Here is a 15312-nt window from a genome sequence, read left to right as displayed (position 1 = left end):
ATAACTTGAAAGCAAGTGCGGATATGCGCAGTAGTAAATTAATACGGGCAGTACAAATAACTTATGGCAACTGAAAAAACAAAATCTTCCAAATCGGCCAACAAAAATAAATCCACTAAAAAACCTTGGTTTTGGCGAACGGTATTTAAAATTTTTATTGTTTTATTAATTGTTATTGTTGCAGCCGGGGTTTACTTTGACGCACAAATAAAACAAAAATTTGAAGGTAATAAATGGCAGTTGCCAGTATTAGTTTATGGTGTTGAGCACAGCTATAAAAAGTCGGATGCCTTGAGCCGTAGTGCTTTAATTCAGCATTTGGAGTTATTAGATTATCGTAAAGTGCGTCAGTTAACAGCACCGGGTGAATTTAAACAAACCGCAAATGGCGTGGCTTTTTTCCGACGAGCTTATTCTTTACCTCGTAGCGAAGTATACGAGCAGGTCATTGAAGTTAATTTTTATAAAAACCGGATTGACCAAATCAAAACGCATCAAGCACAAAGTACGGAAACTAAAAACCAAACTCAATTTACGTTAGAGCCTTATTTAATTGATAGGTTACAGGCAAATAATCTGGAAGACAGAATTTTAGTTAAACTGCATGAAGTGCCTAAATTATTTATTGATACTTTATTGTTGGTTGAGGATCAAAAGTTTTATCAGCATCATGGGGTTGCCCCTTTATCTATTGCGCGGGCTTTATGGGTTAATATTCAGGCAGGCAGAACCGTGCAGGGCGGAAGCACATTAACTCAGCAGTTAGTCAAAAATATGTTTTTAACTAACGAGCGCAGTTTGTGGCGGAAACTTAAAGAAGCCTATATTGCGATTTTATTAGATGCCAGATATAACAAATCGGAAATTCTGCAAGCTTATTTAAACGAGGTTTATTTAGGACAAAATCATAACCGCTCTGTTCATGGCATTGGTTTAGCCAGTCATTATTATTTTAAAAAACCGGTTAATGAGTTAGCCCCTCACGAAATTGCTACTTTAGTTGGGATGATTAAAGGGCCGTCTTATTATAATCCAAGTCGCCATCCAGAAAGAGCAATGGCACGACGCGATTTAATTTTACGTTTAATGACTCAGAATAATTTAATTAGTGCTGAAGATTACCAATATGAGATCACCCGTGATATCCGAGTGCAGGATAAAAACGCGATAGCTAAAAGACGCTATCCGGATTATATCGATCAGGTACAAGCTGAGTTAAAACGAGTATTAGATAAAAATATTAATTTACACTCGGGCTTAAAAATATTCACCCATTTTGACCCGCTGACTCAGTATCAGGCACAAACGGCAATTAGCTCAGGTTTAAATACTATAGAATCTCAGCGTAAATTAACTGACTTACAAGCTGCGAGTTTGATTATTGACAGCGCAAGTGGTGGTATTCAGGCCATTGTAGGTGACAGGCAAGCTAATTATGAAGGTTTTAACCGTGCGCTAAATGCCCAGCGTAATATTGGCTCTTTGGTTAAACCGGCGGTTTATTTAACCGCACTTGAGCAACCTGAATACAACTTAGCCAGCATTTTAAAAGATCAGCCAATTAAATTAGCGAGTTCAACCGGTAAAGAATGGGCACCTAAAAATTATGATAAACAGTTTTTGGGTGACGTTTTATTAGTGGATGCTTTAGTTCATTCACGCAACGTGCCTACCGTTAATTTGGGGATGAGTTTGGGGCTTAAAAATGTAGCGGATACTTTAATGGCGTTGGGACTGAGATATGAGCCAGATTTATATCCGTCGATGTTGCTTGGTTCTATTAGTTTATCGCCATTTGAAGTCGCAGAACTGTATCAGGTATTTGCTAACTTTGGGCAAAAACAGCAAATTCATGCAATTCAAACCATTAATTCAATGGATAATCAACCAATTTGGCAATATGACAGTCAACCGGTTGAAATTATGAATAAAGCTGACGCTTATTTAATGAATTATGCACTGAACCAAGTTACTCGAAAAGGCAGTGCTAAATGGTTAAATAGCCAGTTTTCTCGGCTAGAATTTGCTGGTAAAACCGGTACAACTAATGATTTATTGGACAGCTGGTTTGTTGGTTATGATCAAGCCCAGTTGGCTGTATTTTGGATTGGTAAAGACGATAACCAACCAACTAAATTAACTGGTGCAACCGGTGCGCTCAGGTTATTTGGTGAATACCAAAAACTGCGAACGCCATCCAGTTTGGTGATGGCAAAACCAGACTCAGTTGATATGCGTTATTTTAATCAATTGACCGGAGAACATGCTTTACCCGGTTGTGAAAACCTGATTATGTTACCGGCAAAAACCGATTTATTACCACCAGCAAAAACTTGTGCAAAAAGTAAAGAGTGGGAGAAAAAAGAGCAGGATAAATCTTGGCTTGAGCGTTTATTTAATTGGTAAAAACTGTTGTTATTTAAATGGGAGGATGAATTTATTCGGCTTTAGGTAAATAGGCATGAATTCAACTCAGGTGAGTTACCATGAACTCAAGATATTTCAACGAGTACTTTCTTTTTAACTAAGCTGAACTAATATTAATGAATGGGGTTCAGTTTAACAAAAGAGCTTAGCTCTTTAGATATATTGGTATCCCAAGACGGGGTAGAGCAACTTAAAAAAGACAACCTAGAACACGTTTTAAACAAAAGTTCGATTTAGCTATCGGTGATGGTTACTTAACGGGTTCAAATTATGCGTAGCACAATATTAATGCTTGGCTATCATGAACAAGACGTTGAAGGTTTTTCTGCGTTGATGGTTAAGGCTAAGTACAATATCGAAATTATTGCTTATAAGAATGCAGATAATCTAAGCTCGATATTAAAAATGGTCAATATTGATTTAATTTTATTTAACTACGAACCTAGAAAATTTGAACCATTTTTATTCTTTTCAACTGTAATAGAAAGCACTCAAGTATGTGCTTTTGTTCTATTTGCAAAAAAAATTAGCTCTGACATTCAACGAAAAGCTTTTCTACTAGGTGCTAGCGATTGTTTACAAACTAGCGACATTAAGCCCGCCGAAATTCGTGATGCAATCATTCATGTTATCCACCAGAAAAAACGTCAACAAGCATTGCAAACTGAGCGTTCAGAATTAATGTTATTAAGAGCTGTAATTGATAATACCCCCAGCTTAATCATGGTATGTGATCCCCAAACCAGTTTTTTAATCACATTTAATCAAGCGTTGATTCAATTTTTAGGCTTATCTAAAGAGCAGGTTAAAAGTCGTTCATATTTTCATATTTCAGAACAATTTGAAACTGCTGCACACTGGTTTGATTTTATAGAGAATGTGAGAGATAAAGGGCAATTATCATTTGAAGTAAACTTGATTAATGCCCAAGGTAAATCTATTCCCTTTGAATTTGAGTGCGTATTAGCTGATATTTTAGAAAGTCAGTATTTATTAATGCATGGGATGGAAATTAGCCGTTTAAAAGGGGTTCAAGCAGAGCTGGAAGATCTTGCGACAAAAGATCCTCTTACTTTATTACGCAATAGACGAGGTATTGCAGAAGAATATAATAGATTAATGAAAACAGCTATTCGATCAAAAACTTGCTTAGCTGTTGCTGTATTTGATTTAGACAATTTTAAGCAGATTAATGACCAGTTTGGACATGACATTGGCGATAATATTTTAAAATCTTTTGCTCAAGTTCTAAGGTCGGTTGCTCAAAGGCCATTAGATTTAATTGTTCGAGCGGGAGGAGAAGAATTTATTGTTATTATGCTGAATAGCTCCCCTGATACTATCCAAGCATTGTTTAAAAGCATTGTAGAGTTAACGCCTCTTTCAACTTCACCAAAGACAACTGTCAGCGCTGGAGCTATTTGTCTGACTGGTGATGTTGTTATTAACTATGAACAGGTATTCAAGCAAGCAGATCAAAATTTGTATAAAGCGAAATTAAATGGAAAAAATCAATTAGTGTTTGAAATTGCCTAAGCAAATTTACCTGCAACAATAGCGTTCAATTTAATTCTGCGTACAATATCAAAAAAATAGCTAAATGAGGAATGCAATGCGCTTAGATAAATATGCGTGTGAAGCAATAGATTTAACCCGTAACGAAGCTAAAAAAGCGATAAAAAAAGGGTGTTTTACAGTAGATGGTGAGGTGATCACTAACCCTGCATTTAAAGTAACAGCAGACGCAAATGTTGAATATTTAGAAGAGCAGGTTGAAACTGTTGGTCAGCGTTATATTATGATGCATAAACCAATTGATACCATTTGCAGTACCTCTGATACAGAAGCTTATCAGTCGGTTATTTCGTTAATGGAAATTGATAAACCCGAACGTTTGCATATTGCTGGTAGGTTAGATGCCGATACAACCGGATTAGTATTAATTACTGACGATGGAAAATGGTCGCATCGGGTGACATCTCCTAACTACCAGTGTGAAAAATTATATATTGTCGAATTAGCTGAGCCAGTGTTAGCAGATGAGCAACTATCCATGATAGAAAAAGTGGCGGTAGGGATTGATTTAAAAAGCGATGATAAACCAACTTTACCGGCCAAACTTAAATTTAATTCACCGCAGCATTGTGAACTCACTATTGCTGAAGGGCGCTATCATCAAGTTAAACGTATGTTTGCCGCTTTGGGTAATAAAGTGGTTGGTTTGCATAGAGCTAAAATTGGTGAATTAGGTTTAGATGACGAGCTTGAACCTTGTGAATGGCGTTATTTAACTGACGATGAAGTCGCATTATTTTAATTAAAATTAGGAATGATCATGTTAACAACAAACCAAGCTGCTACCATGTTGGCTTTACAAGATAAAATGAATGCGAAAGTAAATCCAAACTGGATACAAGTGCGTTCACCTTTTCTTCGTGCTGTAGTTATAGAAGGTGCAGAAGCAATAGAACATCACGGCTGGAAATGGTGGAAAAAACAAGACTGCGATTTAGCTCAGTTACAAATGGAGTTAGTTGATATTTGGCATTTTGTTTTGTCCGCTATTTTAATCAAACATGACGGTGAACAAACTCAGGCACAAGCAGATGTTTTTGATAATTTAAGTTCACAACAGTTAAATTTTGATGGGCAAACTTATGTATTTGCTGAGCTTAACTTGTTGGAAAAACTAGAGCTGTTAATTGGTCTTGCTGCCGCTAAACGTTACGATATTGGTTTATTTTCTGCTTTATTAGCTGACTGCCAAATGAGTTGGGATGAGTTGTACGCTCAATACGTGAGTAAAAATGTTTTGAACTTCTTCCGTCAGGATAACGGTTATAAAGAAGGTACTTATGTAAAGGTGTGGAGTGGTCGAGAAGACAACGAGCATTTAGTTGAAGTAATGGCAAAGCTAGATGTGAAAGCCGAAGATTATCAAGATCAGCTTTATCATGAGTTGGCAAAAAGGTATGCGTTATTGGATTTAACCTAACCCACCTCAGCCTGTTAATTAAGTTAACTCGAATAATATAAATGGTATAAATAACAGGCTTTAAATTTAAGGAGACAGGATGAGTTTTAATCAAGGATTGTCAGTATTAGCAGGCCCAATTTTAAGAAAAATAACCCCAAACCAAATGACAATTTGGCTGGCAACCTCAAAACCTGTCGATATTGAATTAAGCTTATTTGTGTCTCCTGAACAAACGTTGCATTACGATTCTGCCAATGGAGATACTTGCCATACCTTAACTGCATCACCGCATTGTTATTTTCATTTAATTCATTTTCAGCTTGAAGAGACTTTACCTTTTGATAGCTGGGTTGGTTATGATCTTAAATTTCATCACCATGATTTACCGGCCATTAAATTAACTGAGTTAATTGATGATATTTGTTATCCGGGAAAATCCACACCCGGATTTGTTTTGCGCTCTAAACTAGAGCATATTTTGCATGGCTCGTGCCGTAAACCTCATCATAAAGGCAATGAAAGACAAACCGATGGTTTAGTGGTCGCCGATGAGTTTTTACAAACTCGTATTGAGTCGCCTAATACCTGGCCGGGCGCATTAATTATGAGTGGCGATCAGATTTATGCCGACGATGTGGCGACACCTATGCTGGTCGCGATCCATCGTTTACTTAAAGAGTTAAACTGGGCCAGTGAAAAGTTTAACGGCGCGCAAATAGATAATTCCGATGAATTAAAAACTAATGCCAGTTATTACAATCACAGAGAGCAGATTTTACCTAAAGATAAAGTTGGCGGCGAAGTTAAAAAACTTTTATTCAGCTCGGTTAAAAAGCCTATTTTTACCTCTGACAATGCCGGCAATCATTTAATAGCATTAGACGAAGTTTTAGCCATGTATTTGTTGGCTTGGTCACCTGAACCTTGGTGTTTTACCGACTTTTCAATGCCAGATGAAATTGCCGAAGAAGAGCGCGAAACTTATTATAAGCAGCAGCAAGTCTTAGAAACATTTGTTAAAAATTTAAATCAAGTGAGACGGGTGATGGCGCATTTACCCTGTGCTATGATTTTTGATGATCACGATGTCACCGATGATTGGAATTTAACCGCCAATTGGGAAAAAACAGCTTATCAGAATGACTTTTCAAAACGGATTTTAGGGAATGCCTTATTTGCGTATTTTATTTGCCAAGGGTGGGGCAACGAACCCAGCAATTTTTCACCTGCTTTAATTGAAAAAGTACAACAATCGTTAGATCAATTAGGTGAGCAAACGCATCAAGATTTGATTGATGACTTACTTAATTTTGGCCATTGGCATTATCACTGGCAGACCACCCCTAAACTTTTGGTTTTAGACAGCAGAACACAAAGATGGCAGTCTTTATCTAAACCTGATAAACCTTCCGGGTTAATGGACTGGGAAGCCTTAATTGAATTACAGCAAAGCTTGTTTGAGCAAGAGTCTGTTGTTTTGGTTTCACCAGCCCCTATGTTTGGCGTAAAATTAATAGAGGCTATTCAGCAGGTATTTACTTGGTTTGGTAAACCATTAATGGTCGATGCCGAAAACTGGATGGCACATAAAGGCGCTGCTTACACTTTATTAAACTTATTCCGCCACCCAAAAACACCACAAAACTTTGTTATTTTATCCGGCGATGTGCATTATTCATTTGCATTTAAAGTTAGTTTACGCGGACGAAAAAACAGCCCGAATATTTGGCAAATCACCAGCAGTGGTTTAAAAAACGAGTTCCCGCCAGATTTATTAAACTGGTTAGATAGACTCAACCGTTGGTTGTATGCACCTTGGTCGCCACTTAACTGGTTTACTAAACGTAAAAATATGAAAGTTAAACCGATAAAACCTGCGCAAGCCTCTCACGGTGAAAGGCTGCTTAACCAAGCAGGAATCGGTTTAGTTGAGCTGGATGAAAAAGGCGCACCACGCAATATTTACCAGTTAATTGGCAACGGCGAACAAATAGCTTTTTCAGATAAAGATTGAAAATAGAAACCTTTCTTATTTACAATTAACGCTTTGGCATTTAGCTAATTCAAATCTAAGCGGAGTAAATTAGATTGGTTAAACTTTGGCTCAGACGGGCACATTTATTAATTGCATTGCTTGCTGGCATTTTATTTATTGGATTAAGTATTACCGGCGCCTTGCTTATTTATGCCAAGGATCTACAGCATTATTTTCAGCCAGATTATTGGCAGGTAACTGAAAATCACCAACCCGCATTGAGTTTAGATGTATTAACACAGCAAGTTCAAACCAAACTCAATACTCAGGTTTATGCGGTTTCTTTTGAGCCAAAACCTAACCTAGCTTGGCAATTTCAATTAGCGGATAAAACCTATGTCAGTGTCAATCAATTCACCGGTGATATTTTACACCGTTACCAATATTACCAAACATTTTATGGGTATTTGCTCGGTTATCATCGCTGGTTATTGTATCAAAATGAGCAGGGCGAATATGTATTAAGAGATTGGATATCTATCGCCAGCTTATGTTTAATTATTGAGTTATTGATTGGTTTTTATTTGTGGGTCAGACCTAAAAAACGCTTAAAAAGACTAAAAATAAACCGCAAAGCGAAACCCAAAATATTTTATAACCAATTACATACAGTTGTTGGAGTATATATTTTATTACCGCTCATTTTGGTTGCATTTTCGGGCATGGCGTTTAACTGGAAAAACGTGACAGCAAGTATTGTAGAAGCCGTGACTTTTCAGTCAATTGAAGATAGACCTGATGCGCCACTGGTTGCATCAAATAACTTAGCTAATTTACAGCTTACACTGGCACATAAAAACGCATTATCTGCTTTGCCGGAAGCTGAGTTATTTCGTATTTATTTACCTAAAGAACAAACTCAGCCAATTGGTTTTAGAATGAAAATGCCCGGCGAAACTCATGCTTATAGTTGGGTTTGGAGTGATCCATTAAGCGGTAATGTATTACAAGTTTATGATGCTTCAAAAGCTAACTTTGCAACTCAGGTTTGGAACTTTAGATATAAATTTCATATCGGGGATTTTGCCGGATCTTTAATTCAAGCTCTGTGGTTTGTGTTAGCGCTTACGCCTGCATTTTTTGTGATCACCGGTTTTTATTTATTTTGGGCTAGGCATAAAAAATAAGGTGTTTACTATTTTTATTGCTGGATTTAGTGCATTTGCTATTTATCGTTTAAACTAGCTTTTTGAGTAAATAAAAACTGACTTATGAAATTTAAAACTTTATTGTCTTTTGCCTGTATGGCTAGCAGCGTGGTAGGCGCAGAAACTGTCATTGCTAAACCTATCTGGAGTGATAACAGCATATCGCTTTTACATGGTGAAAATCATTCTGATTTTTACAGCGATAGCAGTGAGCAAAATGTGGTGACATTAGAACATATCTCCGGTTATAAATGGGGTGGGGTATTTTTCTTTTTAGATCGCACTGAAAAAAAAGATGCACCAACTGGATTTGCTAAATATGATACCTATGGCGAAATTTCACCGGATATCAGTTTAAGTTATTTAACTGGCAGCGAGCTTAAATTTGGTGCGGTTAAAGATGTTACTTTATCCGCCACGTATGAGTTTGGTGGCCAAATGGATAATTTTTTATATGGGGTTGGTTTAAACTGGGATTTTGCCGCGTTTAAACATTTCTCCAGTAAACTCTATTATGCCGCCAACGATACCACTAAAAACGATGTGCAGCTCACCTTAGTTTGGGGCTATCAATTACCACTGGAAGCTATTGAAGTTTCATTTGATGGTTATCTCGACTGGTCATCTGCGCGCAGTGATCATAAGGCCGATTTTCATTTTAACCCGCAATTATTGGTTAATTTAAGCCCATACATTGGTTTGACTGACTCTAAACTTGAAGCCGGTTTTGAATATTCTTATTGGAAAAACAAATACGGTTTAGACATTCTTGAAGACGAAAGCGTATTTAGCTTAATGGTTAAGTACCACCTTTAAGCGCTTTAATCAGCGCCCAGTAGTCTTCAATTGAATAAAATTCAGTGATATTTCTGCTGGGTTGCTGGCTGTCAGGGTTGGCAATTGCAATAAGATGTTTAATGCCAAATTGTTTTGCTGAATGCAAAATATCTAAACTGTCATCAACAAATAAAGTTCTGTTTTTATCAAACCTTTCTTTTTCAATTAATGCTTGCCAGAGCTTTTGAGATTCTTTACTAAACCCAAATTCATGAGTTGAATAAACTTGATCAAAATAATGAGTTAACTGAGTTTTATTCAGTTTTAATTTAAGCCCCTTGGGGTGAGAGTTGGTTAATAAAATCACCTTTTTATTTGCATTTTTAAGCGCGGTTAAAAATTCAGGCACGCTGTCTCTCACCTGAATTAAATGCTCAACTTCTGCTTTTAGCTGCATTATGTCGAGGTTAAGCGTGTTTTCCCAATAATCAAAACAATACCATTTTAATTGGCCTTGTAAGGCCTGATAGCTTTGTTTTAGTTGTTGTTTAACCTGATTAATATCTTTTTGATGGATTTGGGCATAGCGCATTGGTAAATGAGATAACCAAAAGTGATTATCAAAATATAAATCCAACAAAGTGCCGTCCATGTCTAATAAAACGGTATCAATATCTTGCCATTGCAGCATAAATCTAATTAGGGTATGTTGTTTTGGTTGATTCCGAGTATAACAAAAATGACTAAAAAATCTTTACCTGAAAAAGTATTACCTAAAATATTAGCCAGTCATACCGCCGCGCAGAGTCGTTTATTCAAAATTGAAGCATTAGAGCTAGAATTTAGCAATGGTGAAAAACGCAGCTATGAAAGGCTAAGAGGAAACCGCGGAAAAAGCCCAGGTGCTGTTATGATGGTGCCTATGTTAGATGATGAAACTTTTATTTTAATTCGGGAATATTCGGCCGGTACTCATGACTATCAGCTTGGCTTTCCAAAAGGCTTGATTGATGAAGGCGAAACGCCTGAACAAGCTGCATTAAGAGAGCTAAAAGAAGAGATTGGAATGGGGTGTAAATATACTCAAAGGCTAAAAAGTTTAACCTTAGCGCCAAGTTATTTTGGTTCAAGTATGCATATTTTGTTAGTTAAGTCACTCTATCCCGAAAAACTTGACGGAGACGAGCCAGAACCATTGGATATTGTGCCTTGGTCAGTTCATAATATAGACGAGTTGCTTGCGCGTGAAGACTTTTCTGAAGCCAGAAGCGTTGCTGCATTATTTTTAGCACAAGCATATTTTAAGAGTGACAATGAAGCCACAACCGATTGAGCTGTTAGAGCAAGTTAAAGAGATTGCACGTTTAGCCGGCGATGCAATTATGACAATATATGAGCATGGTGATTTTGAGCTATATCAAAAAAATGATGAATCGCCAGTTACAACCGCAGATTATGCGGCTAACGAAGTTTTAATTAAAGCGTTAACCGAACTGACGCCGGATATTCCGGTGATTTCGGAAGAAACTAAATTGTTAAAGCTTGCTCAACGTGAACACTGGTCAAGATATTGGTTACTTGATCCTATGGATGGAACCCAAGAATTTGTTTCCCGCAGTGGCGATTTTGCCGTTAATATTGCGCTGGTTGAAAATGGCTGGCCGGTATTGGGGGTGATTTATTGGCCAACTCAAAATACTTGGTATTATGCCACCAAAGGCAACGGCGCTTTTAAACAGAAAGACGAGCATGTTACTTCAATTCAAGTAGCCAAACACCAACCGAATGATCAACTGACCATTGCTGTATCCAGAGTTCAAAAGTCGGATACAGTTGGGCGTTATTTAACTCATCCAAATAGCCATGCTAAAGTGCAACAAGGTAGCTGCTCGCTTAAAAGTTGTCTGATCGCCGAAGGGGTTGCCGATTTTTATTTAAGAATTGGTCCTACTGGTGAGTGGGATACAGGTGCAAGCCACTGTATTTTACACGAAGCAGGGGGCGAAATATTAGATGCTGAATTTAATCCGCTGACTTATAACCAGCGAGAAACATTAGCCAACCCTGACTTTTTGGTACTTGGCGACCAGTCTATAAACTGGCAAGATGTGATTATTCCACATAAAACATTAAGGACTTTATAAAAATGAAATTATTACCAAAAGTTTTATTAGTTGCCGCAGGTTTGTTCGGCAATTCAGCTATGGCTGCATGGCAATTAGATAATTCACAGTCACAGCTTAATTTTTTATCAACCAAAAAAGCACAAATCACAGAAACGCATCATTTTAAAACCTTATCAGGTGAAATTTCGGATTTAGGTAAAGTAACGGTTGAAATTGATTTAGCATCAGTAGATACCTTAATTCCAATTCGTAATGAGCGCATGCAAGAGTTTTTATTTGAAACTAACCAGTTTGCTAAAGCTACTATTACAGCTCAGTTAAAACCTGCACAATTACAATCTATTGAAGCGGGCTCAGTGACTCAAATGGACGTTAATGCACAACTAAACTTGCATGGTCAATCACAAAACTTAGCTTTATCTTTAGTCGTATTTAAAGACAATAAAGGCAACATTAGTGCAGTGAGCCGCCAGCCTGTTTTAATTAATGCTGCGGATTTTAAATTAGTTGACGGTGTTAATAAGTTACAAGAGCTAGCTGGTTTGCCATCCATTACTTATGTTGTACCGGTGACCTTTTCATTACGCTTTAACGTTCAAGCGTAACTTTTTTGAATTTAGTAGGCAGGCAAGTGCAACTTGCCTGCGGTTAGAATTTTATTATGTCTGATTTTTCCCATTTAAGTTGCCAGCAATTAACTGAACTCCAACAAACACAAAAAGTCGCCATTGTTGATATTCGTGACGAAGCGTCTTTTAATGCTGGGCATATTCAAGGTGCTTTTCATTTAACCAATGGTTCACTTGCGCAATTTATGCAGCAAACCGATTATGAACAACCTGTTGTAGTTGTGTGTTACCACGGTGTTTCTAGTCAGGGGGCTGCGCAATATATCGCCGAGCAAGGTTTTGAGCAGGTTTATAGTATGGATGGCGGTTTTGAAGCTTGGCGACGTGAGTTTGAATTTGTCACTTTGGCAGACGAGCAATAAAGCCGATGCTAACTTTGGCTGTATTTGGCAATATTAGAGCCGCAAAAGCGGTATCCGATTATTTGCACCAAAATAATATTGAGAACCAGATTATTCATAAAGAAGATGGTTTTCATTTATTATGTGAGCAAGACTCGGATTTGGATAATGCCAGAATACTATTGGATGATTTTGTTAAAAATCCTAATGACGATAAATTTTGGGCAGCCTCGTGGGATAGAGGACAAGTAGATGATTTATCTGCTAACCAGCCACCATCAACCGGTATATTACGAACCGTTTGGCAAAATACCGGTTATTTGACCCGAGTTTTGGGGTTATTCGTTTTATTCATTTTTATCTTGCAGGTATTGGGCTATTCAGGTGCGCTATATCAGCACTTAGGTTTTCCGGCTCAACTGCATAATTTAAACTGGCATGAAATTTACCGTTTGATCACACCCGCATTTATGCATGGTGATTTAACTCACTTAGTTTTAAATTTATTTTGGTGGGTGTGGCTGGCAGGTCAACTTGAAAAAATCAAAGGCGCAAGCTGGTTGTTTAATGCAACCTTAATCACAGGGTTAACTGCGCATTTATGCCAGTATTTAATGGTTAGCAGCAGTTTTATCGGGCTTTCTGGTGTGGTTTATGGCTTGCTGGGTTATGCTTGGTTAGCGGGGAAATTTGGCCGTTTAAACGGACTCAACCTGCCAAGCGGGATTATTGTGATGATGTTACTTTGGTTAGCGGTTGGCTTTAGTGAAATATTAAACCTGAGAATGGCTAACTGGGCGCATTTAGGTGGACTATTAGCTGGTTTAGCAATGGCGATTGTTGAAGCCAAATGGCTCAAAAAATAACGTTTTCAAGAACAGCAAAAGTGGATAAATGCCATTTTTGCTGTTTCAAGTTTTCATCTAATGATAGAGATAATTAGTAAATAAAACGTCTCTTATTATCTCTTGTCCTGTTTCTTGTTTAAGTAGTAATTTTATCTGCTGAGCACATAACGCTCTTACTTCTTCTCGACCTTTTAAAGATTTAATCTTTTCTTCGGGTTCTTTTCCTAAAATATCAACAATTGCATCTCTTAGGAGTGGGGAATGGTGTTCTACCACTTCAATATAGCTAGCGTCTTCTAACATTAGCTCTACAGTGATTCTGACATAACCTGGCTTCTTTTTGCTTGTGATATAGTTAGTAATTATATCTGGCTCAAAACCAAAATAAGCGAATGTATCTTCGGCAAAACTTTTATTTAATATAGATAAATAAAGTAGAGGAGCTAATAAAATTAATCGTTTCATTTTGTGTTTAAGACCAGCGATAAATTAAAAAAATAAAAGATAACAGGTAAAACCTTAGCATAACTTGTTATCATATAGCCTACATTAACTATATCAATGAATTAGAGTTTAGCGACACTATTTTATGCATCGTTTTTTTCCAATCGGAGAGCAGGCTCATTGGCTTAATAGTCTAACTGTAAAACCTGAGATTTTACAGTGGTTGTTTGATCCTATGTCGTTAACGGCAAAACTCAAAACTATATCTTCGCAATTTAAGCTTCAAGTGTTGGGTGAAGCTTGGGTTAATCCCGAAGATTGCAATTCACTTAATTTTAATGAGCCAACTTTAATTCGTGAAGTGTTATTGTTTTGTCAAAATAAACCTTGGGTTTATGCGCATACTCAAGTGCCTCGTTCAACCATTGAAGCTGGTAATCAGAGTTTGCAAAATTTAGGTGAGCAGCCTTTAGGTGAATATATTTTTAAATTACCCGGATTAGAGCGCTGTGATATTGAAGTAGCCGAATTTACGGCTCAGTCTAAGGTATTTGAGTTAGCCAAAACTTTATTTAACGGTGAGTTACCAAATATCTTATACGGACGACGCTCTGTGTTTAAACTACAACAATTTCCTTTTACCGTTACTGAAGTTTTTTTAGCGGATTGCCAATTTTATTATGAATAATCAAACCATGAAGTTTTCTGAAAAATTAATCGCTTATTGCCAGTTAATGCGAATTGACAGACCAATCGGCACTTATCTGTTGCTCTGGCCTACATTATGGGCGTTGTGGATTGCGAGCGAAGGTGTGCCAAAGTTAGATTTGTTCATTATTTTTGTGCTTGGTGTATTTGTGATGCGGGCGGCAGGTTGTGTTATTAACGATTTTGCTGATAGAAAAGTAGACGGTCATGTAAAACGCACCAAAAATCGGCCACTTGCAACCGGTAAAGTGAGCAGTAAAGAAGCGTTAATGTTGTTTTTGGGGCTGGTGATTGTTTCGTTTGGGTTAGTGTTATTACTTAATCAGCAAACGATTTTATTGTCGTTTGTCGGGTTGGGACTGGCAACACTCTACCCTTTTATGAAACGCTATACGCATTTGCCACAAGTTGTATTGGGTGCCGCTTTTAGTTGGGCAATTCCAATGGCATATATGGCAGTTAAAGCCGAATTGGCATTAATTGTTTGGGTATTGTTTTTTACCAATTTGGCTTGGACTGTTGCATACGATACTTTATATGCAATGGTTGACAGAGACGATGACTTAAAAATTGGGGTTAAATCGACCGCTATTTTATTTGGGCGCTTTGATAAGCTAGCAGTGTTTATTTTACATGTGCTGACTATTACTGGGTTAATTTGGGCGGGTCAACTGGCGCAGTTAGGGGCAATTTATTACCAAACAGTCGGTTTAGCATTGGCACTTTTTATATATCAGCAGTGGCAAATCAGGCACCGAGAACGCGATGTTTGTTTTAAAGCTTTTTTACAAAACCATTATGCAGGGTTAGTCGTGTTAATCGGTATTATTTTAAGTTACGGCACTGCGTAGC

At 37.4% G+C, this 15312-nt stretch carries 16 protein-coding genes; 14 read left to right on the top strand and 2 right to left on the bottom strand.

All coding sequences use genetic code 11. The annotated features are described in order from the left end of the window. Positions 1-63 precede the first annotated feature (63 nt). The 7 genes from mrcB to N7931_RS01860 all read left to right on the top strand — a co-directional run bounded on the left by mrcB (position 64) and on the right by N7931_RS01860 (position 9403). Positions 64-2406 carry a penicillin-binding protein 1B gene (gene mrcB, locus N7931_RS01890; protein WP_262791547.1) on the top strand — a complete coding sequence of 781 codons (2343 nt, stop codon included), beginning with the start codon at positions 64-66 and terminating at the stop codon, positions 2404-2406. 291 nt (positions 2407-2697) lie between these two features. Beyond that, positions 2698-3963, top strand: a complete 1266-nt coding sequence (locus N7931_RS01885) for a GGDEF domain-containing protein (RefSeq protein WP_262791546.1) — start codon at positions 2698-2700, stop codon at positions 3961-3963. 76 nt (positions 3964-4039) lie between these two features. Beyond that, positions 4040-4744 (top strand): pseudouridine synthase, encoded by a 705-nt coding sequence (locus N7931_RS01880; protein WP_262791545.1) that lies wholly within the window; start codon positions 4040-4042, stop codon positions 4742-4744. Between the two features lie 18 nt (positions 4745-4762). Then, positions 4763-5422, top strand: a complete 660-nt coding sequence (locus tag N7931_RS01875) for a dUTP diphosphatase (RefSeq protein WP_262791544.1) — start codon at positions 4763-4765, stop codon at positions 5420-5422. 79 nt (positions 5423-5501) lie between these two features. Continuing rightward, complete coding sequence (locus tag N7931_RS01870; protein ID WP_262791543.1) at positions 5502-7418, top strand: alkaline phosphatase D family protein; 1917 nt, start codon at positions 5502-5504, stop codon at positions 7416-7418. Positions 7419-7492: 74 nt separating this feature from the next. Further along, positions 7493-8566 (top strand): PepSY-associated TM helix domain-containing protein, encoded by a 1074-nt coding sequence (locus N7931_RS01865; protein WP_262791542.1) that lies wholly within the window; start codon positions 7493-7495, stop codon positions 8564-8566. Between the two features lie 84 nt (positions 8567-8650). After that, positions 8651-9403, top strand: coding sequence for a DUF5020 family protein (locus N7931_RS01860; RefSeq protein ID WP_262791541.1), 753 nt, complete (start codon positions 8651-8653; stop codon positions 9401-9403). Here N7931_RS01860 and yrfG read toward each other — a convergent pair. After that, positions 9387-10055: a GMP/IMP nucleotidase gene (gene yrfG, locus N7931_RS01855; RefSeq protein ID WP_262791540.1), complete on the bottom strand. Its 669-nt coding sequence runs from the start codon at positions 10053-10055 to the stop codon at positions 9387-9389. The two genes, N7931_RS01860 and yrfG, sit on opposite strands and share 17 nt — an antisense overlap. A gap of 48 nt (positions 10056-10103) precedes the next feature. Between yrfG and nudE the strand changes: the two genes are divergently transcribed. From nudE to N7931_RS01830, 5 genes are read left to right on the top strand one after another with little or no spacing between them, the layout of a single operon-like run. After that, on the top strand, positions 10104-10697 hold the full coding sequence (gene nudE / locus N7931_RS01850) for an ADP compounds hydrolase NudE (protein WP_262791539.1): 594 nt from the start codon (positions 10104-10106) through the stop codon (positions 10695-10697). Further along, positions 10678-11508 carry a 3'(2'),5'-bisphosphate nucleotidase CysQ gene (gene cysQ, locus N7931_RS01845; RefSeq protein ID WP_262791538.1) on the top strand — a complete coding sequence of 277 codons (831 nt, stop codon included), beginning with the start codon at positions 10678-10680 and terminating at the stop codon, positions 11506-11508. The genes nudE and cysQ overlap by 20 nt, the downstream gene beginning before the upstream one ends. Before the next feature lie 2 nt (positions 11509-11510). Then, on the top strand, positions 11511-12095 hold the full coding sequence (locus N7931_RS01840) for a YceI family protein (protein WP_262791537.1): 585 nt from the start codon (positions 11511-11513) through the stop codon (positions 12093-12095). A gap of 56 nt (positions 12096-12151) precedes the next feature. Next, positions 12152-12481 carry a thiosulfate sulfurtransferase GlpE gene (gene glpE, locus N7931_RS01835; protein ID WP_262791536.1) on the top strand — a complete coding sequence of 110 codons (330 nt, stop codon included), beginning with the start codon at positions 12152-12154 and terminating at the stop codon, positions 12479-12481. Between the two features lie 5 nt (positions 12482-12486). Then, positions 12487-13326 carry a rhomboid family intramembrane serine protease gene (locus tag N7931_RS01830; protein ID WP_262791535.1) on the top strand — a complete coding sequence of 280 codons (840 nt, stop codon included), beginning with the start codon at positions 12487-12489 and terminating at the stop codon, positions 13324-13326. 57 nt (positions 13327-13383) lie between these two features. Here N7931_RS01830 and N7931_RS01825 read toward each other — a convergent pair whose 3' ends face one another. Then, entirely contained in the window at positions 13384-13773 is a 390-nt protein-coding gene (locus N7931_RS01825) for a flagellar basal body-associated protein FliL (RefSeq protein WP_262791534.1), read from the bottom strand. Positions 13774-13897: 124 nt separating this feature from the next. Between N7931_RS01825 and N7931_RS01820 the strand changes: the two genes are divergently transcribed. Both N7931_RS01820 and ubiA read left to right on the top strand, forming a co-directional pair. Then, positions 13898-14440, top strand: a complete 543-nt coding sequence (locus N7931_RS01820; RefSeq protein ID WP_262791533.1) for a chorismate--pyruvate lyase family protein — start codon at positions 13898-13900, stop codon at positions 14438-14440. Then, positions 14433-15311 carry a 4-hydroxybenzoate octaprenyltransferase gene (gene ubiA / locus N7931_RS01815; RefSeq protein ID WP_262791532.1) on the top strand — a complete coding sequence of 293 codons (879 nt, stop codon included), beginning with the start codon at positions 14433-14435 and terminating at the stop codon, positions 15309-15311. The genes N7931_RS01820 and ubiA overlap by 8 nt, the downstream gene beginning before the upstream one ends. The last annotated feature ends 1 nt before the right edge of the window (position 15312 follow it).

This window comes from Catenovulum sp. 2E275, assembly GCF_025515275.1.
Classification (GTDB): Bacteria; Pseudomonadota; Gammaproteobacteria; order Enterobacterales; family Alteromonadaceae; genus Catenovulum.
Note: the sequence above shows the minus strand (reverse complement) of the source record. Positions and strands in the feature narration are given on the sequence as shown.